The following is a 23,063-nucleotide window of genomic DNA, read 5'->3' on the forward strand; positions in this document are numbered from 1 at the left end:
GTTCATTTTTGAATTTGACCGTATTTTTCAAAATTAAGCTTTAACATTTAAATTCTCACCAATTGAGTATTTTAATTATCATTCTACTTAGTTTAAACATAGCAAAAATGAGGTGTTCATTTTTCTAAATTATTTGAATAACTTTTCTATCAAATGATGTGATAAAAGAGCAAAAAGAATCATAATTACTAACTTTTATGGATCAAAAAAAAAATTGAAGCAAAGTTTTGATGTACTTTAATTGCATACCACATCCTGTGTTGATGTAGTATTGATGTAGGCAAATGGGGTTTGATTTAGATAATAAAGCATATCTTGAAGAAATTTTAAAATCTTTATTTACACAAAACCCAAAGTAAACCTTCGCTACAAATAGCCACTTATTTTTGGAGGAGGATTCTACTTTTGACCTACCGTTATGAAAAAAGTAAAAACTGCTTACCGCTTCTTGCCAATCCTATTTTTGTTGATATGCAGCATTCAACTTTCGACATGGTCTTGCACCAAGAAAGAAGAGCCTGATGTTTCTAAAGAAGATCTTAATGAAAAATATTTAAAAAGTGGAACTTGGAAACTGGAGCGAGCCACAGTCGATAATGTAAACCAAACGAATACTTACAAAGACTTGACTCTCAATTTTTCAACTAGTATATACAATTCAACAAATGGAAGAATCATTTGGCCAGAAGAAGGTTCTTGGGAATTTATCGGTTCTGACAAGACTGTGATTAAAAGAGGCGATGGATTAGAAATTACTATTCAGAACATCACCGCCGAAAAAATGATATTATCCTTTAATTGGGATCATACTCATATAGATACGGGCAGGAGTAATGCCATATCAGGTTTTCATATCTTTGAGTTTATCAAATAAGCCTCATCCATAAGAATTTCCAATGATCATGGCTAATATAAGCTGTGATCATTTTGGTTTTTTTAACAATGTTTATAGTTCCAAATCTGATTTTTAAAAACCTTAATTGTCATAATGCAGTTTTTGAGGTATGACCAAAGCACTAAGCCTAATTGTATTGTTTTTTGTATCAAATGTGTACTTCTGTAATGCACAGGAAATTATGCTCAATTTGACACCTCAACCGGAATTTATAAATTCTTCGATTTATGAAATTGCAGAGGTGCATGATACCCGACCGCAAAGTGAAAAGATTGGTCTGGTATATAGAGAAGGTAATAAAATGGTAAATGCACGTTTCCCCAATTCACTTGCACATGAATTGCAAAACTATTTTTCAAATTCCATTCAATCTAGAAATCCTCAGTTGCAAAAAATCATAGTCAAAATTGAAAAATATGATTTAGTTGAAAATTTAAACTCCAATCAAATTGTAGAAGGGGAATTGAAAATAAAATTTGGCTTCTATGCCAAAGGTAGTTTTGATCCAGTTCACCTCTTAGATTTTGAAGGAGGGATGAGCTACAAGCGATCTAAAAATAGGGTGGATCTGATTCAAAATGTTATACAACAAGCATCTGAGAATGCATTGAAATACTTTGATCAGTGGATCAATTCACAAGCCATGACCAACAGATCTTTGGCAAATAAAGTAAGGTTAGAGGTCAATCAGCCAATTCTTAAAAGTAGTTCTGATACAGTGTTTTACAATTCAAAACGAGGATTAGGATGGCAAGATTTTACAGCAAAACCGCATGCTATAAATAAGTATAATGCACTGATTTTTACAAGTTTGTCCATGGAAGGCAAACCTTATGTAGAAGATGCAACTATCGTATTACCTTTGATCATAAAAGTATATATGCTTCCGGATCAATCATGGGTAAAGAATAAAGATGATTATTCCTTGAACCATGAGCAGCGTCACTTTGATGTGACCAAAGTAGTCGGGGATAGGTTGCAATACAAATTGAAAAAGCTTGATTTAAATCCTGAAAATTATGAGGGGCTTGTCAATAGTGCTTATTTGGATGCCTACCGAGAGATGAGCCTTTTACAGAAACTCTATGACAGCCAAACAAATCATGGACGAGATGCTTCGATGCAAGCAAAGTGGAACAGATACTTGGATGATGCATTGCAAGGAGACTGGAAAAATATCGAAACCATCATAAGTGAGAAGATGTAAAAGGGTGGTATTGACTGATGTTCAAAAACCACCCTTATCTATTAGGTCTATCTAATATTTCAATTTTTCATGCATATTCCATAATCCCCAATATGCGCCCACATCACCTTCTGCGCCAACTTTCCACGCTTCATCAAATGACGAAAAGTAATGGACTTCAATGTTTTCCGCTTTTGACCATTGCTGTATAGAGATAAAGTATTTCATAAAATGCTCATCAGAAGGAATGGCACCATAAAGAGGTGTACCCTGACTAGGCCAGCCAGTTTCTGTGATGATTACTTTTTTGCCATTGGCAGCTTTGAGTGCTCTATGGTACATGTCTTTGATATAAACTAAGGAATATTCTAGTGCACAACCTTCCCAAAATGGATAGCAATTCGCGAGAATCACATCACATGCCTCAGTGATAGCTGGTCTGTGCTCAAACTCATAATATGCATCTACATATCCGACAGGTATATGAGGAAGTTCATTTTTTACTTTTTGTATAAATTCAAGAAGCTCGGATTCGCTAAGGTCTTTTCGATACATGACTTCATTACCTACAGCAGCGATATCTACCAAACCTTGATTAGATAGGGTAATAAGATTCTCAATTTCTTTCTTGTTTACCTCATGATCCTTGCCTAGCCAAGCACCGACTAGGGTTTTTAGACCATATTCTTTCGCAATTTTTGGGATAAGCTCATTGCCTTCAGTACAGGAAAAAGACCTTATCCACTGCGTATGTGGCCGGATAATCTCAATACGACGTCTTATTTGATCTTCTGTCAATTGATCACCTGGCTCTTGACCTTCTTCATAAGGGCTGAAGCAAAGCCCATGAATACCAAGATTTATTGTTTTCCTGAATTGCAAAACCAGTTCAGAAAGGGATAAGTTATTTAAATCTTTTCCCGCTAGTGCCAAAATTTTGTCAGCATTAAACGACATAATTATATAAATTTTAGTTTTTCATTCTTGTCCCATATTCCCCAAGCTTGTCCAACATCACCTTCATGACGGACTTTCCACGACTCATCAAAGGATGAAAAATAGAATAGTTCCACTTGCTCTTCTTTTGCCCAGCGCTGGGTATTGATAAAATACTTCATGGAATTGTCTGGAGATGGTATGGCCTCATGATTTGTAGTTCCTTGGTTTGGCCAGCCTGTTTCTGAGATGATTACCCTTTTACCTTTTGCTGCATTTTTAGCGATATCATACATTCCTTTCAACTGAGCCGTGGCATTTTCTATATGAACTCCTTCCCAAAATGGATAGCAGTTTATAAGCACTACATCACATACATCAACTAGTTCAGGGTTATTTTTGAACTGAAAATAGGTATCTACATAACCTACTGGCACACCTGGCAGTGATTTTTTTACTTTTTGGATATAGGTTAACAGCTCATCTAGCGTGAGGTCATTTCTCAAAAGCACCTCATTACCTACTACGGCAATGTCTACCTTTCCATCTTGAGCTAGCTGGATCAATCCATTGATTTCCTCTTCGTTTCGTAAGTAGTCGCTATCTATCCAGGCACCTATCATGGTGTTTTGCCCCATGATCTTTGCTGCTATTGGAATGTGCTCGTTGCCATCAGTGCACGAAAATGAGCGAATCCATTTAGTGAATGGTGCAATGATTTTCATCCTGCGTTGGATCTGAGATGTTGACAGATGATCCCCAATGTTTTGACCCTCAAGATATGGGCTAAAACAAATTCCATGAACTTGAGAATTCAAAAGGTTGCTAAAAACCCCCTTTATTTCAATATTGGAGAGCAAAGAGAAGTCCAGATCAGTTGCTAGTTTGGAATTGGAGAGTGGTTGCACTGCTCCATACTGCTGATATACTGTCGTGATCTTGCTTGGTGGGTTAGTCTTCCTAGCGTCCAAAATAGCCCTTATCTCATTGGCTTTACTCTCTGATAGATCATAATCCTTCATCACATACATGGCTACTAGGGTGCCCAAAATAGGTAAGCCAGAGTAAAATGCTCTTAAACCTGTGATAGCTTCTTCTGTTTGAACTTCCAAATTGGCGTCAAAACCAACAATAGACAAAATGGCACCACTTAAAAGACCTGCTATAGCAAAGCCAAACTTCACCATCCACCAATAAATGGCACCAAATACGCCTTCTCTTCTTTTTCCTGAGCTTAATTCATCTAGGTCTATAACATCCGCGGTCATAGACATCATCAAGGTGAAAAGACTTCCTATTCCAAAAGAGAAAAAAGGCAAAGCAAAAAGAAACATGTATGGTTTACCAGGAATAAAGAGAAACCAGAGTAGGATATAGCCAATCACTGAAATACCCTGGGATAAGATAAAGGCAGGTTTTTTGCCTATCTTCTTGGAAATTTTAGCCACAATGGGAATCACGATGAAAGTAGTGACCAAGGCACCTACACTCCCAAACAGGGTGGGCCAAATACCCGCTGCACCTGCATTTCCATTGAAAAGGTAATAGACTACAATAAAAAATGAAAATGCTGCAATGGTATTAAATGCATTGAAAATCAAAAATGTAGCTATACAAAGTTTCCTAAATGGAAGAGAGGTAAATGCCTCCTTGAACCCTTGAACTATTTCCTTTAGGCTAGCACCTATGGTTTTGATCGTCAGTGGAGAGTAGTTTTCATTTAAAGTAGATTTACTATGGATGAAAAATGCTGGAACCATGGCAAATATCATGCATACAACTCCAACCCATATGGCTAATTGCCTCGTGGCAACATCTGCGGATTCAAACCAGGTAGGCTCATACATCACGACCCAAAACCAAGGAGCTATGACCCATGCCCACTGACCAATCCATTGAGCAATTGCCATGATATCAGTACGCTCATGGAAGTCATTACTCATTTCATATCCCATTGCTACATAAGGTACACTGAATATCGTCAGTCCAAGGTAAAATACAAATGACCAAATTAGGAAATAGAGAAAATTGTATTCTACTCCATTCTCCCGATATAGCTGCCACATGACGATGAATGCAATCCCCATGATCACAGCACCTATGAAGACATATTGTCTTCGACGCCCCCATTTTGACTTAGTATTGTCAGAGATGAAACCCATGATAGGGTCTGTGATGGAGTCGAATACTCGGGGCAGGAAAAAGAGGATTCCCCACATCCAGCCAGGAAACCCTAAATCTTGGACCAAAACGACCATAAAAATCCCTAATACAGCGGGAAACATCTGATTGGCTAGCATGCCAACTCCAAAGGCTATCTTTTGCCCTATGGGTACCTTTTTTAAAATTTGAGACATGGTTATTGGGTTTTGGTGGTTATTTATTTGTTATTGTATAATGCTTTTCACATGGCAGGAGGAGCTTGTACATATTTGAAAAGTTCTTCCTTGTTTCCGCCAAAGGTTTTGATAATAGGATTTCCGTCGCGTGTCAAACCATCAAAAACTCCTTGATCTACCAAATCCCAAATGGCATATTTCGCTAGACCAGTTTCTGAAAATAAACCAAAGTGATTTTCAGATCCTTGAGCATTCTTGGCATCTTTCCAAGGCTCATTGAAAGCTTCAAAGTAAAAGCAAGAGATACCTGCTGCATCTGTCCATTCTCTCATCAGCTGATAGTATTTGCCTTGCTTGTATTCATCTGTAGCTCGAGAGCCTTCTATACCATAGAATCCATCTGATGTACTTGCCCATCCTGTTTCTCCTATATGAATAGGCTTATCTATACCTATATGTTGCATATAGGCAAGTACAGAGTCATATTGAGCTTTGGCAAAATCCCTGGCCCTCACCATGGCCGCATCCACTTTCTCAACCTCTGAAAGGTGCGATTCTTCATGAGGAACATTCCAAAAAGCTGGATTATAATGGGTGTTATGATATGGATAAGTGTGTATTGAGATATAATCTACGGCTTGAGCAAGCTTTTTCAAATCTTCAGTATGATACAATGTATCACCTCCTCCCCAAGAGGAAAAATCGTCAGAACTGGTAACCCAAAGTTCTGCAGGTAAATGTCCAGATTTTTTTAAGTCTTGCACATAATTTACCCACTTGAGAATGACCGATGGTTGCACATGATAGCTCGTGGCCCATTTCACCATGGCTTCATTTCCTATAGCAAGGACTTTGACTATATCAGCATATTTATTCACCAATGCCACAGCTCTTTCAATCTCACCTTCGTTTTGCTCACTTTCTACATAGTGGTCTGGCTCCATATCTGTCCAAGCATTTTTACAATCTATCCAAGCGCCCAGCATGACGTACATTTCAAATTCAGAATTTTCTTCTTTCATTTCTCTAATGGCCTGAAGTAGGTTAGAGGCATGAGCAAATTGTACATTGTATGTTCTTAAGATTTTAATCCCCATAGCTGAAAGGATCTCAAGATCTTCTTTGAGCTGTGCCACGCTAGGCTGTATTTCTCTGGAGTTTTCTCTATAGCCTTCATAAGATATAGCTTGGAAATCGGGATTCCCTAAAATGTCTTTTGCTGTCAATTCTTGTTTTTTCATGTATAGGATATTTTTATCTTCTTGTGATTTTGTGTTGCATGAGTAATACAGTATACAAATCATTAAAAATAACAATGACTTGTAAAAGATTCGATTATAATTAAAGTAAGGATTCATGATTGTAATATTTAATAGTTTAAAATCAATTACTTAAAGTACCTTAATCCAAATCCCATGGGGAAAATTGGAGAACATGTATCATCCCAGAAATTTGGTCCAAACCTACCTTCGTAATTCTCCAGTGAATCAGGCCAGGTGTGAGGTAATTTCCCTAAAAAATCAAATTGACCAAAAAGAACTTCGGCTATACCATCTCCCTCCGAACCTGGCAGCCATGCCACTACAAATGCTTCTGACTGGTCAATCTGTGCTCGAACCACCAAGGGTCTTCCTGTGATCAGGATGATGACTATAGGTATGCCTCTATCTGAATAAGTTTGAATCAAGGCTTGATGATCTAGGGTCAGCGTATGTTGATAATTGTTCATCTCACCTCCGATATCTCCAAAAAATTCTGCATAAGGTGATTCCCCCACAACGATAATGGCTAGATCTACTGAAGGGATCTCAGTTTTTCCATCGGGATCAAAATATACCTCAGAATCACTGAATTTTCTTATTCCTTCCAAAATGGTGGTAGCACCTGTATAATTGTCTGTAGTCCCTTGCCAATTGATAGTCCAACCACCTGACTGCAGTCCCGAATTATTTCCCATTTCTCCCACTACTGCGATTTTACTTTTTCTATTGAGCGGAAGTAAGGCTTTCTCATTTTTCAGCAAAACCAATGATTCACGGACAGCTTGACGTGCTACAGATCGATGAGAAGGTGTTCCGATTTGAGTGATTAGGCTTCTGTCTGGAAAGGGCTGATCAAAGAGTCCAAATCTAAATTTCTGAGTTAAAATTCTTCTTACAGCATCATCAATTCGCTTTATTGAAACTTTTCCATTTTCTACCCCTGCTTTGAGACCATTTTGAAAAAGGTCGAGATCTCCATCAACAGCCATCACCATATCTATTCCTGCATTGACGATTTCATTTCCCCCAAATCTTGAGTATGCCTTCCAATCTGAGACTAAAATTCCATCAAAATTTAGCTTTTCTTTAAGGAGATCGGTCAGGAGTGCTTTGTGAGCATGCATCGGAATACCATCCAATGTATTGAAAGATGCCATGATTGAACCTACACCAGCTTCAATGGCTGCTTCGTAGGGAGGGAGCAATCTGCTGATGAGCTCACTCTTGTCCAAGGTGGCATTACCTCCTTCTCTTCCAAAATCAGTGGCACCATCACCAATAAAATGCTTTGCAGTAGCCATAACGCCTCGGTGATTCGTAGCATTCTGATGGCCTGAGATAGATGCTTTGGAGAGTAAACTAGTAAGTTCTGGATCTTCAGAAAATGCTTCATAAACACGACCCCATTTTTCATTAAATGGAACAGCCACACATGGAGAAAACACCCATTGAAAACCTGTAGCTCTAGACTCCAAAGCTGTAATCCTCGCAATTTTCTCTATTAAATCAACATTTCTGCTCGCTCCTAAACCAATGTTGTGAGGGAATATTGTAGCGCCTTCATAGGTGTTTTGACCATGTACAGCATCCACTCCGAAGAAAAGTGGGATCTGAAGACGTGTAGATAATGCCTCTTTCTGTAATAGAATAAACTTTTCTTGCCATGCAGATGCATCAAGGCCAGGTACTGGACCCTGAGTGTGTATCACTGAGCCGATAAACTTTCTTTTAACATCACCTGGCTGAATATCATCAAAATGACGAACTTGTGACATTTGACCTATTTTTTCTTCCAAGGTCATTTGTTTCAAAAGTTTTTCAACTCTTTCTGGAATTAATGGGTTCATTTTGGGTATCATTTAATATAAAAATCACTTGAGCCTGGAGCTATTCAATGAAATCCAGATTTTTGAAATGCTTCCAGATCGATGAAATATTTCTCGACTTGTATCTAGGTCCAAGAATAAGCCATCTATCAATGTGGATTTATTATCCTTAAAATCCACTTTAATTACATCTTTATCTGCAAGTTGATAGATAACAGGTGTCTGGCAGTAAGTGAAAGCTATAGAATCTTTTGGTATCAAAATTTCAGATTCGTTTCCTTGAAGATCAAAATATTTGAATTTTTGCTCTTCCATTAGGAATTCATTTTTCCTAAGCATATTTGGTAAAAAGCCAATTTTACCCTTGTCTATTATCAGTCCTAATTCTCCAAATCTGCAAATGATGTCTTCTTTTACTTGACCGGTCATTCCAGGTTGCTGCGCACCTTTGTTACCAGGTGTATGGGAATAAGGATCTGTGGGAAATGCTCCATAGAGAGTAGGGGACTTGTGTACTCCAATTCCCTCATTGATTTCGTAATAATGCTCGAGTAATTTCCCGATCAAAATATTGCTTTGCTTCTTCTCAATGGCTAGAATGCAACATTCTTGCACAGCCAAAAGGAGCTTAGAAACCATATGCCAATAGATTGAGCCAAGACCTTCATATCCATAAAATGTACCTGATCGACCAGTAAACGCTTTGTGATTAAAGGTCTTTTCGAAAATACTTAAAACTTGTCCTCTGTCTTCTTCAGATACATGAATCCCGTTTTCCATTATTTTATTCAATGCTCGCTGTAGATCTTGAGCATTTTTAAAACTTCCATTGAAATGAAAGCATCCATGTATATCCTTTTCAATGATTTCTTTGTTTTCTAGCTCATTGAGATGTTTCAAAAAAGCAGAGGTATTTATTTGATCTGCTGAAATATTATTTTTTTGTAAAAAACCAGGGAGTTTTTTATTTGGGTATAGTAAATAGCTGTACTGATCTTCTCTAAAAAGTTGGCTAGACTTAAGAGCATCAAGAGTATTCAAAGCTTCTTGGGATGTTAAAAATCCTGAACTGAGAACAGCAACTTGACCTTCCAACATCTCGCTCAAATAGGATATAGACACTTCAGAATCATTATCTATGGTCATCAAATTGTAAGCATGATACAATTGATCAGTCCTTTTGTTGGCTCGGATAGTATGATCAATATAGCCTAAGAACAAATGATTGAAAGCTATCAAATCATCCTTTTGAAGAGCAACTTTCTTTCCTTGAAATGATTTTTTATAAATTAAAACTCTATAATTACTTCCTGCACGACCTAACCCATCCATGATGATTTTCCGATCAAGATTAGAAATTGATGCTTCTAGCTTGTTTTTGTTGTGTTCTAAGCAAGCGTTTAGGTTTTGGAAAAAATTCAATAACTCATCAGAAACTAAGAATTCACTGATATCACTATTGATTATCAATGTATTGAAGAAACTTAAAAAGCGTCTCATGTAATATAAAGTAACCATCGAGACACCATTTCCAACCAAGGCATTGTTGGCATCATTCCATTCTGGACGTTGAGTATTCATCCAAATCCCGCCTTCTGGAATAAAATTGGAGATTTTAGAAAGTAAGGTTGCTAGAATTTTTTCTATAAAAGATACATGATGTATAAACCCATTTTGGTCCTCAATAAGTGCAGCATCAGAACCATTTACTGAACATTTGTTTTGAATATATTGATCTAGCTGGTGGTCAAAGTCTATAGTGTCTTTGGGATTCTGAAGTATATCTTCATAAGCTTTGATTTTATAAGGTACATTAGCATAGACAAAGCTTTCATTAGAAAAGTAACTTTCTAACCTTTTTGGATCAAATTTCTCAACGAATTCAAGAAATTTCAAAAGATAAATGATTTGATGATCACCCCAGTATCCAATGTAAGACCAAGGATCATCAGCTTCAATTTTTTCCCAATCTATTCCATGTTTTGTAATTCTATAGGGATTGTAACCATCAAAAGTAGAGGCATTCAAAAATCTAAATATCATTCCATCTATAAATTCTGGGTAAGAATAGGCTAAAGCTTCCCAGTTTTGAAATATATCTCTCCAATTTCCCGCATAGTCAAGAACCTTTGTACCATCTTCATTTTGAGTATTGATGGAAAACTGATTCCAAGGTCGACTAGGATCACCATGTCTTCTGCTAAATTTGAGTGGCAAGTATTCCATGGATAGTCTATTGAAATCTAGGTTGTCAATTTCAATAGAAAGTGATCTTAGTTCAAAAACCTTGAAAAGGGTAGGGAGCTTGGAGATTTTAGATTTGTATTTATCAAAAATATGCGAATTTGCTCTGGATATGTAGTTTTCAAAATCAAATCTTTCTATTTGGTAATTATGATCAAATACCCCGCCTCTCATGATATTGAACATGACATTGGAGAAATGTCTGGTATCTCTTAATGAATCCGCAGTAAGTTGCAAACCATCTGAAGTTGCATTTAAGCTGATTAACTTTCTGGTATCCTTAAGAATGTCTACTTTAATTTCTTCTATTAGATCTTGTTCATGCGAGTTCTTGATATTTTCAGCTAAAGCTATGATCTGTGTAGCTGATTTGTTGATATCGGATAGGATTATCCATTCTTTAAAACCTTTGGCCAATAACCTTAGGTCAGTTGATATAAAATAAGCCCCTTTCTCAGCTTTCACATCAAACTCATCAGAAATCTCACCAGTATCTCTGAAAGCACTCAACTGAAGAGAGGAGAGGAGGTGCTTCGTGTTTTTGAGACCTATCGACCAAGTCATGTTAGCCTTCAAAGCTTCGCTTGGCTCAGCCTTATCAACAATAATAGCACTTAAAGCATAGATTCCGATACCACTTTCTTTATGTAGTTCATTTCTTTTATATGCATCTACGAGATTGCTTCTATCATTTTGTAAAGCACTACCGACACCAGAAGGTATTATATTTTGAATTCCATCTAGTATTTTGAGATCAACAGGCTTGTCACTAAGATTGGTTAGCTTGGAGGTTTTTACAAATCCAAAAACATCACTCGTAGTCCATTCATATTGAAAGATTAATTGAAGATCATGATTTATTTCCTCGAAGATGACTTTATTACCGTAGACGTTTTTATATATGCTTCGACTTAGTTGATATCTGTCAGCATAATGAATGGAAAAAGGTTCCCAGACCAAGTTTCCAATTTTAATGATAGTTTTGGATCCAGTGTATTCTGAGGATTCTATGATTTTGTCATCAGTATAATAAGGAAATAAAGCATTTTCTGGGTTTTGTCTACCTGCACTGATTCCACCGTTACTACCCACAAACATCCAGTGATTGGAGGGGCTAAGTATACTCATGAAAAAAGGTCTCATTCTATTTACATTTGAGATTTTATAGAAAACTTCCTTTTCTATAAGAATTTCACTCAATTCTGCTGTGTTATTATTTTTCACTCTTTAGGGTTTTGGTTTACTGTAGTAAAATCAAATAGTGTAAAATGTCTGTATAAACATTGTGAGTGAAGTTGCAGAGAAAATAAGTTATTATAAAAAATACTTATACATCAATTCTTTCAAGTCGACACAACAAAACCACTACGTGTCTACTACAAAACAGAAAAAGTGCTCATTTTTTGAATTATTGATTGAATTATAAAGAATTTGTTAAATATGGATATACGGAACTTTGCCAATGACATTACAAAATTCCGATTTATCTAACTTCCGATATAAATTGATATTGGATACTTATGGATATTGACCATTAGCAACCTGTTGAGCCAATGAATTTAAGTTACTGGCAAAAAAGCGTATAATCAGATTGTTAAAAAGAGTATTTCATTTGTGTTTACTTAATTTATACATTTTTTTGAAAAGGCAGATTAAAGGATGATTGATTGAGAAATTCTGATTGCAGAGAAAATATGGAGACAATCATAAGTTATATAATTTACATTATGTTAAATAGGATATTCAGATTGATTTGTTCGACTTGATTGGTTGCATCGTTAAGATTATAAAACATCCCATCAGATTCAGAACAATCAGATGTATACAATTTCCTTTTCAAGTAAATAATTTCATCTTTGGAATCTATGTAAACCGTATCTATGGAATACTTTAAGGCAGAAGAGTTTTCATTCACGACTTCACTCCTACAAGATGTTAAAAAAGCCAATCCAACTCCAAAAAAGTATCTGTAAATCAAACTTTTATTTATCAATACATGCATAAAATTTTCTAGATATGCTATATCCAATGTAATATCGATCCACCGATTTCGAATAAAGTATTTAAACACAATATGTATACATCTTTTAAAAAGCTAAAATTAAAGCGGAAGTCTGTCATTGACACGTACCCATACTTCCTTTTCATTTTTCAGGTTAACGACTTTAAGCATCGTGCCGAATGGAAGATTCTTATGGGCTGCAGTCAAATGTTCCATGTTGTACACTTCACCATTTGCTGTCTTTCTCAGATGAAAGCGGGTTCCATAGTAGCTTGCTACTCCCTCTTGTATTAAAAAAGTGGAATCAATTCTTCCACTTGTGCCTGCACAGAAAATACTCCTGTGAACACAAAAAACTTACTTTTGATTTATGATCAAAATCCTACATATAGCAGGTTGGCACCTAGGCAAAAGATTACAGGATTTCTCCAGAATGGGAGAACAGAATATTAACTTAACAAAAAAACTAATAACTCCTTTTTATTCCCTTGAAATTTGATTTTACGAGATTAAATTTTTATATATGCATTAAACTATTTTAACTTCTTTTTTATGAAACATATACACATTACTTCTATTTTGCTTTTCCTATTTGAAATCAATTACTTGACTAAAAAAAGTTGGGTTCATGGAGTTGATTTGGGAACAACTTTTAATACTATTAACTCTTTAATGGCAAACGAATATTTTACTGATGCGCAATTCCCAAAGGAAATTACACTTCATAGACCTTACAAAACCAATTACATAGGATATATTTTAGGCTATCAATTTACCACCAAAAATATAGATTTTCGACCCTATCAAAAAGTAGGATATTCCCGATTGGATTTTCCTTTTTATAATTTACAAAACACGCAATTTGGAGACAGTTTCATACACGAAGGTGATCGTCCAAAATCAAATTCTATTTATTTCGAAACAGGACTTGTTACGAACATAATCATTTTCAAAAACACAACATTAGGCTTAAATATATCTTATAGATGCGCTGATTATGACTATTCAATGATAAAAAGAAGAGTCCCCGGAGGCTCAAGTAGAATATTAGTGACGGACCAAGTAAATCTGCGAGCTATTATGACAGGGCTTAGACTGGCATATAAACTTTAAGCTGACAAGAAATAATCCATGGCTAGATTTATCATTTTTATATTCTTTATTTTATTTTCAAACAATATATTGGCACAAAACAACAAAACCAATATAGGTAGATTTGAAATTTCAATCGGTGGTGGTGTACTTATACCCGTTGGGAAGTTTGCCTCAACATCTACAGAAGGATTTGATCAAAAGGTTTTTGAAAAAGGAAGTGATGAACAATTAGATGTTCGATATTTTTCAAAAAAAAACCATGCACATGCTAGACGAGGAGGTGATATAAATTTAGAGATCAACTTTCTCGCAGGAAGGTTCTGGGTGCATGGTTTATCTTTTGGACAATCTTCAAATGCTATTAATGTAGAATTGGCAAATAAATATTTAAGTAGAAATCAATTTCCTATGGAGGTTAATTTTCACGAAAAATATAAGGTACAAAACTTAGCTTATCTAATAGGTTACAGATTTATTTTAAATAACAAATCAGTTGAATTTCGCCCATTTCAAAAAATAGGATTTTCTCGATTAACATTTCCATTTTACAATTTAGAGAGCGTTGAATGGGAAGGAATAACTTTTATTCATGAAGGAGATCGACCAAGATCAAACAGTCTATATCTTGAGAGTGGTTTATTGACAAGTATATCGTTATCAAAGAAGTTTGATTTAGGATTTAACCTTTCATATCGTTTTGCGGATTTTGACTATATCATGTACAAAAGAGTTGTACCTGGTGGCTCAACAACTTTAATAGTTCCCGATCAAGTTAATCTGCGAGCAATTATGACTGGATTTAGATTGGCATATAAACTTTAAGCTGACAAGAAATAATCCATGGTAAGATTAATCATTTTTATATCAATAGCGTCCTAAATAAAATATGAGAGGTCTGAATCTTTGCCCAAAATGTGTATTTTGGGTTTGCACCAAAAACAAAGACCTCTCCTGTGTAATATCATATTGTTTTCTCAGATTATTAAAAAGATTGACCGTTCAATTTTCAAAAAACTGGTTAAAGATAAGCAGACAGATAAGGGTTGTAAAGGTTTTGATAGCTGGACACATCTAGTATAAATGCTCTTCTGTCATTTTGCAAAAAGCACATCGGTAAGAGATATATCCAATGGTCTTCGTTCAGCTACGGGGGACCTAAACCATCTTGGAATTTCAAAGGCTCCTTCCAAGTCAAGTATCAGCTATCAGAACAAGCGGAGAGATGCTGATCTTTTTAAAGACCCTTATTATTCTCTTATAGGAAGTTTAGGACAGCAGGCATCACTCAGGCATGTCAAACTTAAAATCAAGGTTCCAGTATATCTCTTGGATGCAACGGTCATAAGTCTTTGCCTTTGTAATATCGATCCACCGATTTCGAATAAAGTATATAAACACAATATGTATCCATCTTTTAAAAAGCTAAAAATAAAAAAGGGTAGCTTTTGCTACCCTTTTGAGCCCCTTGCCGGTCCCGATAGCTATCGGGACAGCGACCTACTGTTCCGATAGCTATCGGAAAAGTCAGTTGCTCTACCATTCCGATAGCTTTCGGAATAAAGAGGTATTCGTCAGTACTTTTCTAGAAGTTTGATTGAAATTTCAGGATGTTGCTTTAAATTTTCTAGATAGGTTCTTGACTTATTCTTTTTGATATGCTTTTCTATAAGCTTAGCCTGCCTTTCACTCATACATACAATTGTATGAAATATCTCCCAGTCTTCTGCCCTATCCGTAAAAGCTCCTTTAAAAACATGACGATTATGTTGATCAAGTCTTGAAAGGATATCTATGCTATATCCAATGTAATATCGATCCACCGATTTCGAATAAAGTATTTAAACACAATATGTATACATCTTTTAAAAAGCTAAAAATAAAAAAGGGTAGCTTTTGCTACCCTTTTGAGCCCCTTGCCGGTCCCGATAGCTATCGGGACAGCGACCTACTGTTCCGATAGCTATCGGAACAGTCAGTTGCTCTACCATTCCGATAGCTATCGGAACAGTCAGTTGCTCTACCATTCCGATAGCTATCGGAATAAAGAGGCATTCTTCAGTACTTTTCTAGAAGTTTAGTTGAAATTTCAGGATGTTGCTTTAAATTTTCTAGATAGGTTCTTGACTTATTCTTTTTGATATGCTTTTCTATAAGCTTAGCCTGCCTTTCACTCATGCATACAATTGTATGAAATATCTCCCAGTCTTCTGCCCTATCCGTAAAAGCTCCTTTAAAAACATGACGATTATGTTGATCAAGTCTTGAAAGCATATCTATGCTATATCCAATGTAATATCGATCCACCGATTTCGAATAAAGTATATAAACACAATATGTATACATCTTTTAAAAAGCTAAAAATAAAAAAGGGTAGCTTTTGCTACCCTTTTGAGCCCCTTGCCGGTCCCGATAGCTATCGGGACAGCGACCTACTGTTCCGATAGCTATCGGAAAAGTCATTTGCTCTACCATTCCGATAGCTATCGGAATAAAGAGGTATTCGTCAGTACTTTTCTAGAAGTTTAATTGAAATTTCAGGATGTTTCTTTAAATTTTCTAGATAGGTTCTTGACTTATTCTTTTTGATATGCTTTTCTATAAGCTTAGCCTGCCTTTCACTCATACATACAATTGTATGAAATATCTCCCAGTCTTCTGCCCTATCCGTAAAAGCTCCTTTAAAAACATGACGATTATGTTGATCAAGTCTTGAAAGCATATCTATGCTATATCCAATGTAATATCGATCCACCGATTTCGAATAAAGTATATAAACACAATATGTATCCATCTTTTAAAAAGCTAAAAATAAAAAAGGGTAGCTTTTGCTACCCTTTTGAGCCCCTTGCCGGGATCGAACCAGCGACCTACTGATTACAAGTCAGTTGCTCTACCAGCTGAGCTAAAGAGGCTTCTTTTTTTGTCTGATTGGGATCGTTTTCCCCTTTTGACACTGCAAATATAGATGCTTTGTTTTTATCTCCAAAACCTATTTGCAAAAAAAATAGGGAGATAAAACTATCTCCCTATTTATGAGTGAATTAAAATTCACGAATGATAGAAAGTTTTTTCTTTAATTTATCAATTTCCGCTTCTGCTTTCTTGATTTTATCATCGAATTGGTCTTTTAGCTTATCCGCTGTCTTTGAGTCTGCAAAAAACTCCAAGTTATTTTTCCAAAGCGTAATATTATTTTCCAAGTCGGAGATTTGCTTTCTGATACCATGCTCTTTCTTGTTCAACGTTCTATTAGCATTTGGATCAGATTGAAGTTTATTGAGGTTTAGTCTGAAAAGGAACTCATCTTTATTGCCTCCTTCTATACCCAATTCTTTCACATAAAAATCTACTGCTTCATTAAACTTGGTCAATATGTCTTTCATGTTTTTTCTAGGCACAAAACCGATGGCATTGAACTCATGAATCATTTTTTCCAAATTCTCTTCAGATTTATTGGCTGTCTTTGCTTCTTCTTTGATTTTGGCGCAAAGGGCTTCTTTAGTTACTAAATTAACTTCAAATTCTTTATTGACAGCTTTATTGGCTGATCTTCTATTATCAAAGAAGGTATCACAAGCTTTTTTGAATTTTGAATATAATTGATCTCTGAACTTTTCAGGAGTTGGGCCTAAGTTTCTCCATTCTTGTTGAAGTGAAATCATCTTATTGGCCGTCTCTTGCCATTCTGTACTATTAACTAAATCTTCAGCTTTAGCTATTAATTCTTCTGCTTTCTCTTTATTTTTGGCTCTTATTTCGTCGAGCTCTTTGAAAAATAAATTCTTGTTATGAAAGAATTGTTTGAATGTGCCCCAGAAGTCTTTATTAACTTCTCTTCCCTCCTCTTTTGGTATTGGACCTATTGCTTCCCATTCTTTTTGAATAGCTAATACTTCTTTGGTTTTTATATTCCATTCCTTGATTTTAGTAGCATGGAAATTTTTAAATGGTTCCAGTTTTTCGATCAGTTGTTTTTTGAGCTCTAGATTTTGCAAGTATACTCCTTTTTGGCTTTCGAAGTACTCTTTTCTACGACCATACACAGTATCAGATGCTGTTTTGAATCTATTCCACAAAGCTTCCTGCTCTTCTCGAGGTACTGGTCCGACATGCTTGAATTCCTCATGGAGATCATTCAAAGATTTGATCGCCTCTGCCAAATTATCCAATTTAATTAATGCTTCTGCCTTCTCGCAAATCTCTAGTTTTTGTTCAAGATTCTTCTTTCTATCTAATTCTTTGAGTTCAAAATATATGCTTCTATTGTCATAGAATCTGTCCATTAAGGCATTGTAAGAAGCCCAGAGACTTTTATTTTGAGCAGCAGGAACTTGACCAATGGATTTCCAATCTTCTTGAATTTGCTTTATGGCATTGATGCTTAGGGTAGTTTCTTCTCCGTCTACTAAGTCTCTTAATTTATCAAGGATTAAGTTCTTAGTATAAAGATTTTTTTCTTTTTGTCTTTCTTGCTCCTTAAAGAAATCAGCTCTTTTTGTTTTAAAATCATGAACCAGAGCGTAGAAAATAGAATCTTCATTACTTCTTCTATATTCAAAATCATCTTCTACTCCACCAGTATTTAAAAAATCTTTTAATGCAACCTCCTTCTCATTATTAAAAAATTCATCATAATGTGACTTAAGATCATTGACTATACTGTCTGATTTTATAAAATTCGGAGATGAAGTTATTGTTTTGAGTGAAGCTAACAGTTCCTCTTTGGACATACTACTATAATCCAACTCCTCATTTGATTCATTATCTTCGTGATGTTCTTCTGTTGTAGTTTCATCAAGGTTATGTGGTTCTGAAATTTCACTTTTACCCGTTGTGGCTTCATGTTCAGCTGCTTGGGTCACCTTGTCTTCTTCGGACATTTCTTTATCTGTGCTCATAGTTTTAAGTAGTACTTATTCAAATACAGTATAAACAAAAGTAATCATTTTGTTTAATTTAATCTTGGGTCGATTGGATAATTTGCCATAATCTGATATTCTCCTCCCATATTTTTCAGAATAATTCTCCACAATTCTTCAGGACTTGCTTTAAATATACTTTCTGTCTCAGTACAAGGTGTATGAATCCAAGTCTTTTCAGCAATTTCTTCTTCCAATTGACCTTCTGACCAACCTGAGTATCCTATAAAGAATCTTACGTATTCTAGGTCTACTTCAGAATTGATAATTTTCTGTTCTAATTGGCTGAAATCTCCCCCCCACCACAAGTTATTACCAAGGGGAACGCTTCCATCAAGCATCCTCTCACCAAAATAAATAAAGTGAAAAGTGTTCTGCTCAACGGGGCCTCCAACATATACATCTGAATCTAAAAAACTCAATCGATCAATCAATTCACTTACTTTCAAGATTGACAATTTATTTAAAACCAAACCAAATGAGCCTCCTTTACTATTTTCGCAAAGTAATACCACTGACCTTACAAAATTCTCATCTTGCAAAAAAGGCTCAGAAATTAGCAAGGTTCCTGGTTTGATCTGGTTCTGGGCGTTTTCTTCCATCAAAATCTGTCTTTTAAAGAATGTTAATATATGTCTAAATTTTTTAAATGCAATAAGAATATTAATTTTATCACAGATTATGTAATTGAATCCCCTAGTGGAATAATTACATTAAATCTATATATATTTTAGTTTACTAAAGGTTTTCTTTACATGAATTATGAAATTATCTGATATTAGAATTGATTATGCATTAAAATCACTAGACATAGTGGATGTGGCTGCTGAGCCTTTGATCCAATTCAAAGTATGGTTTGAAGAAGCCGTTGCGTCAAAAGTACTTGAAGTAAATGCGATGAACTTGTCTACTGTAAAAGAGAATGGATACCCTAATTCGCGAATAGTTCTTTTAAAAGGAATAGATCATGGTTTGGTATTTTTCACAAATTATGAAAGTGAAAAAGGAAAAGAATTGGCGAACAATCCCAAAGTTGCATTGACATTTTTTTGGCCAGAATTGCAACGTCAGGTTCGATTTTTGGGAAAAGTAGAAAAGGTAAGTCGCAAAGAATCAAATGACTATTTTTTTTCACGTCCATTTCCATCACAAATTGGCGCTTGGGCTTCACCTCAAAGCCAAGTTATACCCAACAGGACATTTTTAGAAGAAAACGAAAAACTATATTTAGAAATTTACGAGAAAGAAGAAATCCAAAGACCACCTCATTGGGGAGGTTTCAGAGTTATAATTGAAGAGGCGGAGTTTTGGCAAGGTAGACCAAGTAGACTTCATGATCGGATCAGATATAGACAGCAAAGCGATCTTTCGTGGAAACTAGAAAGGATAGCACCGTGATGCTATCCTTTATTTATTTCAAATCAAAAAGGTCACTTATACCGATCATTCTTTCTTTGGTAAATCCCTCCCCATAAGCTACATTGATACTGTGGCCGAATTCGCGTGCTCGAGCCTCAATGAAATCTAAAAAATGTTTCGAAGAAATGAAGCTTTCTGGTTCTTTATTTTCAGGATCATAGAACTGCGACTTGAAAGCCATAATACTTTCTATTTTGGAAGACCAAAATTCAGAGATATCAACAACAAAGTCGGGCTGTATATAATTGTTTTGAATGTAATGGTAGACATATTTTGGTCTCCATGGACTTTGGACTTGATCCTCAAGTATAGTCTCAACTTTCCTCAATCCACTAACAAAACAAGCTTTGGAGACTACTTCCCCTCCTTTGGCATGATCTGGATGCCTATCACTTATCGCATTAGCTAAAACGATTTCAGGTTGATATTTTCGAATCATTTTCACGACTTCTAGCTGATGGTGTGTATCGTCCATAAATAGAATATCTTTAAAACCTAAATTCTCTCTAGCTGAAAGATTCAGTATTCTTGATGACTCCAGGGCCTCCTGAAGTCTGATCTCAGGTGTACCTCTTGTCCCTAACTCTCCTTGAGTAAAATCTACTATCCCTACCTTTTTGCCTTGAGCTATGGATGCTGCTATAGTACCAGAACATGCTAATTCTGCATCATCTGGATGGGCGGCAAATACCAATATATCTAACTTCAGTTTGTTCATCTTTTCATTCATTCTAAGACAACGTCTATAGGAATATAAAAAGTTTACCTGATTTTTAAATTTTGTCCAACTCTCAGAACAGATCGAGTTGTCAGACCATTGAGTCTAGTCAATGTAGCAACACTTACCCCATATCTTCTGGCAATTACACTGAGGTTTTCACCACTTCTTACTCTATGATATACAGATTTTTGTGCTTCTACTACGTGGTCAAAGCTTGCAGCTGTTATCATGTAAACATCCGATTTCAATTTTCCACTTCCGAAATCGAAAAGTAATGTAGGATTAATAGAAAGTCCTTGATACCTGACTTCATAATGAAGATGTGGGCCTGTACTCCTACCAGTGCTCCCACCTAATCCCAATACATCTCCTGATTTCACTTCTTGACCTACTTCTACGAGGATTTTTGACATGTGTCCATATAAGGTCTCAAGTCCATTTTTGTGCCTTACTACTACATAATAGCCATAGCCATTTCTATCATAGGATTTTATTCTCACGATTCCATCAAATGTACTGTAAATTGGATCACCTGTGGTCAATTTCAAATCAGTTCCATGATGCCATCTGTATCTCCGAAATCCAAATTCTGAAGTTACTCTTGTCTCATCTAAAGGCATGGAATAAGTAGTTCCGAAAAAGTGATCATAAAGCTTTACATATACTGTATCTTTAAACTCTTTTGGATTGAAGTTATAGATATTGATCTTTTGACTATCCCATGAAGAGAAATATTCATAAGCTGTGACCCAAATACTATCAATTTGAATCTGTTCTGAAACCTTCACAAGTTGATTGGTAGGTGCCCATACCAGTGAGAGTGTATCTTCTGAAACGATACTTAATCTCTTCTTGATATCTACATAATCCAAATACAACAATGAATCTGTCTCTCTCGTCAATCCTTGCAAAAACTTTTGAGAATCAAAAAGTCTTAAATCCCTTTGCAAAGGATTTTTTGATGCACTCTCCTGATCTTTGGGTTTTTTGATGATTTTGGGAAAGATTTGAGCATAAGTTGTAGAAAAACTTATGCTCATTAATAGTATCAATAATATACTCTTGATATTCGACATGCTTACTTATTAACCCTACTCTACAGCTGCTAAATACCTCTCAGCGTCTAATGCTGCCATACAACCTGTGCCTGCTGCCGTGACAGCTTGCCTATAAACATGATCTTGAGCATCACCACACGCAAATACGCCTTCAATGTTTGTTTTAGTACTGCCTGGAATAGTTTTAATATAACCTGATTCATCCATTGTGATGAAATCTTTAAAAATCCCTGTGTTCGGCTGATGTCCTATGGCCACAAAGAAACCTGAAACTTTGATTTCAGATACTTCTTTTGTGACATTATTTAAAATTCTGGCACCAACAACTTCTTCTTCTCCTAAGATCTCTTCAGTCTCTGAGTTCCAAAGTATTTCAATTTTAGGATTATTCATTACTCTTTTTTGCATGATCTGCGAAGCCCTCATTTCATCTCTTCTCACGATCATATAGACCTTATTACAAATATTAGCTAGATATGAAGCTTCCTCACAAGCTGTGTCTCCTGCTCCTACAATAGCTACATCTTGACCTCTAAAGAAAAATCCATCGCAAACTGCACAAGCCGAAACTCCCTTACCATTAAGTCTCTCTTCACTTTCTAAACCAAGCCATTTTGCAGAGGCTCCTGTAGAAATAATTACAGTATCTGCATGTATTTCTACTTGTTCGTCGACAATAACTTTATGTGGTGCTTTGGAGAAATCTACTTCTGTAACTAGTCCATACCTTACTTGTGTTCCGAACCTCTCAGCTTGCTTTCTAAAATCCTCCATCATTTCAGGTCCCATGATACCATCTGGATATCCTGGATAGTTCTCCACATCTGTGGTAATAGTAAGCTGCCCACCTGGCTGACTACCTGTATATAAAACTGGATTCAAACCTGCCCTAGCTGCATAAATTGCAGCGGTATATCCTGCTGGTCCAGAACCTATGATTAAGACTTTAACTTTTTCTATATCTTTATTCATTGAGATTTAAATTTAAGGTTGGCAAATTTTGTTAATTTAAAATAGACAACAAAGTATAATCGTGTTAAAATTCCATAAAAAATCACTTTAGGTTTTTTAAAATACGTCTTATGTCATATTATTTCCTCATGACTTCATGCTAGTTGTGAAAAATGCATAAACAAGAAGAGGGGAAATATTTCCCCTCTT

General features: G+C 35.7%; 20 protein-coding genes, 1 tRNA gene and 1 pseudogene. 6 read left to right on the plus strand and 16 right to left on the minus strand.

Annotation, left to right across the window (positions count from 1 at the left end):
• The first annotated feature begins 418 nt into the window (after positions 1–418).
• Positions 419–874, plus strand: coding sequence for a hypothetical protein (locus MM214_RS01025; RefSeq protein ID WP_241290993.1), 456 nt, complete (start codon positions 419–421; stop codon positions 872–874).
• A gap of 130 nt (positions 875–1,004) precedes the next feature.
• Positions 1,005–2,102 carry a hypothetical protein gene (locus tag MM214_RS01030; RefSeq protein WP_241290995.1) on the plus strand — a complete coding sequence of 366 codons (1,098 nt, stop codon included), beginning with the start codon at positions 1,005–1,007 and terminating at the stop codon, positions 2,100–2,102.
• 51 nt (positions 2,103–2,153) lie between these two features.
• Here MM214_RS01030 and MM214_RS01035 read toward each other — a convergent pair whose 3' ends face one another.
• The 6 genes from MM214_RS01035 to MM214_RS19075 all read right to left on the minus strand — a co-directional run bounded on the left by MM214_RS01035 (position 2,154) and on the right by MM214_RS19075 (position 13,026).
• Positions 2,154–3,038, minus strand: a complete 885-nt coding sequence (locus tag MM214_RS01035; protein WP_241290997.1) for a glycoside hydrolase family 17 protein — start codon at positions 3,036–3,038, stop codon at positions 2,154–2,156.
• A gap of 2 nt (positions 3,039–3,040) precedes the next feature.
• Positions 3,041–5,374 carry an MFS transporter gene (locus tag MM214_RS01040; RefSeq protein ID WP_241290999.1) on the minus strand — a complete coding sequence of 778 codons (2,334 nt, stop codon included), beginning with the start codon at positions 5,372–5,374 and terminating at the stop codon, positions 3,041–3,043.
• A 47-nt stretch (positions 5,375–5,421) separates the two neighbouring features.
• A complete protein-coding gene (locus MM214_RS01045) occupies positions 5,422–6,597 on the minus strand; it encodes a glycosyl hydrolase family 17 protein (protein ID WP_241291001.1) in 1,176 nt (391 codons plus the stop codon).
• Positions 6,598–6,743: 146 nt separating this feature from the next.
• Positions 6,744–8,465, minus strand: coding sequence for a glycoside hydrolase family 3 protein (locus MM214_RS01050; RefSeq protein ID WP_241291003.1), 1,722 nt, complete (start codon positions 8,463–8,465; stop codon positions 6,744–6,746).
• Positions 8,466–8,489: 24 nt separating this feature from the next.
• Entirely contained in the window at positions 8,490–11,912 is a 3,423-nt protein-coding gene (locus MM214_RS01055; RefSeq protein ID WP_241291005.1) for a hypothetical protein, read from the minus strand.
• Positions 11,913–12,789: 877 nt separating this feature from the next.
• Positions 12,790–13,026, minus strand: a complete 237-nt coding sequence (locus MM214_RS19075; protein ID WP_317208388.1) for a septal ring lytic transglycosylase RlpA family protein — start codon at positions 13,024–13,026, stop codon at positions 12,790–12,792.
• A gap of 216 nt (positions 13,027–13,242) precedes the next feature.
• On the opposite strand from MM214_RS19075, the gene MM214_RS01065 reads away from it, so the two are divergent.
• From MM214_RS01065 to MM214_RS01075, 3 genes and pseudogenes are all read left to right on the plus strand, one after another.
• Positions 13,243–13,803: a hypothetical protein gene (locus MM214_RS01065; protein WP_241291007.1), complete on the plus strand. Its 561-nt coding sequence runs from the start codon at positions 13,243–13,245 to the stop codon at positions 13,801–13,803.
• Between the two features lie 18 nt (positions 13,804–13,821).
• Entirely contained in the window at positions 13,822–14,607 is a 786-nt protein-coding gene (locus MM214_RS01070) for a hypothetical protein (protein WP_241291009.1), read from the plus strand.
• A 90-nt stretch (positions 14,608–14,697) separates the two neighbouring features.
• Positions 14,698–15,297: pseudogene (locus MM214_RS01075) on the plus strand (DUF4372 domain-containing protein).
• 59 nt (positions 15,298–15,356) lie between these two features.
• On the opposite strand, the gene MM214_RS01080 reads toward MM214_RS01075, so the two are convergent.
• The 7 genes from MM214_RS01080 to MM214_RS01110 all read right to left on the minus strand — a co-directional run bounded on the left by MM214_RS01080 (position 15,357) and on the right by MM214_RS01110 (position 19,306).
• Positions 15,357–15,623 carry a GIY-YIG nuclease family protein gene (locus tag MM214_RS01080; RefSeq protein WP_290295112.1) on the minus strand — a complete coding sequence of 89 codons (267 nt, stop codon included), beginning with the start codon at positions 15,621–15,623 and terminating at the stop codon, positions 15,357–15,359.
• Positions 15,624–15,647: 24 nt separating this feature from the next.
• Entirely contained in the window at positions 15,648–15,809 is a 162-nt protein-coding gene (locus tag MM214_RS01085) for a hypothetical protein (protein ID WP_241291013.1), read from the minus strand.
• 31 nt (positions 15,810–15,840) lie between these two features.
• A complete protein-coding gene (locus MM214_RS01090; protein ID WP_241291014.1) occupies positions 15,841–16,128 on the minus strand; it encodes a GIY-YIG nuclease family protein in 288 nt (95 codons plus the stop codon).
• Positions 16,129–16,288: 160 nt separating this feature from the next.
• Positions 16,289–16,576 carry a GIY-YIG nuclease family protein gene (locus MM214_RS01095; RefSeq protein ID WP_241291016.1) on the minus strand — a complete coding sequence of 96 codons (288 nt, stop codon included), beginning with the start codon at positions 16,574–16,576 and terminating at the stop codon, positions 16,289–16,291.
• Positions 16,577–16,624: 48 nt separating this feature from the next.
• Positions 16,625–16,697, minus strand: a tRNA-Thr gene (locus tag MM214_RS01100).
• A 129-nt stretch (positions 16,698–16,826) separates the two neighbouring features.
• The gene (locus MM214_RS01105) at positions 16,827–18,683 is read right to left on the minus strand and encodes a DUF349 domain-containing protein (protein WP_241291018.1); all 1,857 of its coding nucleotides are present in this window, start codon (positions 18,681–18,683) and stop codon (positions 16,827–16,829) included.
• 53 nt (positions 18,684–18,736) lie between these two features.
• Positions 18,737–19,306: a YqgE/AlgH family protein gene (locus tag MM214_RS01110; protein WP_241291020.1), complete on the minus strand. Its 570-nt coding sequence runs from the start codon at positions 19,304–19,306 to the stop codon at positions 18,737–18,739.
• A 160-nt stretch (positions 19,307–19,466) separates the two neighbouring features.
• Between MM214_RS01110 and pdxH the strand changes: the two genes are divergently transcribed.
• Complete coding sequence (pdxH, locus tag MM214_RS01115) at positions 19,467–20,102, plus strand: pyridoxamine 5'-phosphate oxidase (protein WP_241291022.1); 636 nt, start codon at positions 19,467–19,469, stop codon at positions 20,100–20,102.
• A 13-nt stretch (positions 20,103–20,115) separates the two neighbouring features.
• On the opposite strand, the gene bshB1 is transcribed toward pdxH, so the two are convergent.
• The 3 genes from bshB1 to trxB are packed head-to-tail and all read right to left on the minus strand — an operon-like array spanning position 20,116 to position 22,874.
• The gene (gene bshB1 / locus MM214_RS01120) at positions 20,116–20,832 is read right to left on the minus strand and encodes a bacillithiol biosynthesis deacetylase BshB1 (RefSeq protein ID WP_241291243.1); all 717 of its coding nucleotides are present in this window, start codon (positions 20,830–20,832) and stop codon (positions 20,116–20,118) included.
• A 53-nt stretch (positions 20,833–20,885) separates the two neighbouring features.
• Positions 20,886–21,884 (minus strand): M23 family metallopeptidase, encoded by a 999-nt coding sequence (locus MM214_RS01125; protein WP_290294885.1) that lies wholly within the window; start codon positions 21,882–21,884, stop codon positions 20,886–20,888.
• A 51-nt stretch (positions 21,885–21,935) separates the two neighbouring features.
• A complete protein-coding gene (gene trxB, locus MM214_RS01130; protein WP_241291026.1) occupies positions 21,936–22,874 on the minus strand; it encodes a thioredoxin-disulfide reductase in 939 nt (312 codons plus the stop codon).
• Between the last annotated feature and the right edge of the window lie 189 nt (positions 22,875–23,063).

The sequence above is a fragment of the Belliella kenyensis genome, assembly GCF_022549675.1.
GTDB lineage: Bacteria > Bacteroidota > Bacteroidia > Cytophagales > Cyclobacteriaceae > Belliella > Belliella kenyensis.

Coding starts and splice junctions, on each gene's coding strand:
- MM214_RS01070 (WP_241291009.1), top strand. CDS start 13,822: ATGGCTAGATTTATCATTTTTATATTCTTTATTTTATTTTCAAACAAT.
- MM214_RS01050 (WP_241291003.1), bottom strand. CDS start 8,465: ATGAACCCATTAATTCCAGAAAGAGTTGAAAAACTTTTGAAACAAATG.
- MM214_RS01125 (WP_290294885.1), bottom strand. CDS start 21,884: ATGAGCATAAGTTTTTCTACAACTTATGCTCAAATCTTTCCCAAAATC.
- MM214_RS01025 (WP_241290993.1), top strand. CDS start 419: ATGAAAAAAGTAAAAACTGCTTACCGCTTCTTGCCAATCCTATTTTTG.
- MM214_RS01085 (WP_241291013.1), bottom strand. CDS start 15,809: ATGGTAGAGCAACTGACTGTTCCGATAGCTATCGGAATGGTAGAGCAA.
- MM214_RS01095 (WP_241291016.1), bottom strand. CDS start 16,576: ATGGATACATATTGTGTTTATATACTTTATTCGAAATCGGTGGATCGA.
- MM214_RS01030 (WP_241290995.1), top strand. CDS start 1,005: ATGACCAAAGCACTAAGCCTAATTGTATTGTTTTTTGTATCAAATGTG.
- pdxH (WP_241291022.1), top strand. CDS start 19,467: ATGAAATTATCTGATATTAGAATTGATTATGCATTAAAATCACTAGAC.
- trxB (WP_241291026.1), bottom strand. CDS start 22,874: ATGAATAAAGATATAGAAAAAGTTAAAGTCTTAATCATAGGTTCTGGA.
- MM214_RS01105 (WP_241291018.1), bottom strand. CDS start 18,683: ATGAGCACAGATAAAGAAATGTCCGAAGAAGACAAGGTGACCCAAGCA.
- MM214_RS01110 (WP_241291020.1), bottom strand. CDS start 19,306: ATGGAAGAAAACGCCCAGAACCAGATCAAACCAGGAACCTTGCTAATT.
- MM214_RS01065 (WP_241291007.1), top strand. CDS start 13,243: ATGAAACATATACACATTACTTCTATTTTGCTTTTCCTATTTGAAATC.
- MM214_RS01035 (WP_241290997.1), bottom strand. CDS start 3,038: ATGTCGTTTAATGCTGACAAAATTTTGGCACTAGCGGGAAAAGATTTA.
- MM214_RS01045 (WP_241291001.1), bottom strand. CDS start 6,597: ATGAAAAAACAAGAATTGACAGCAAAAGACATTTTAGGGAATCCCGAT.
- MM214_RS01040 (WP_241290999.1), bottom strand. CDS start 5,374: ATGTCTCAAATTTTAAAAAAGGTACCCATAGGGCAAAAGATAGCCTTT.
- MM214_RS01090 (WP_241291014.1), bottom strand. CDS start 16,128: ATGTATACATATTGTGTTTATATACTTTATTCGAAATCGGTGGATCGA.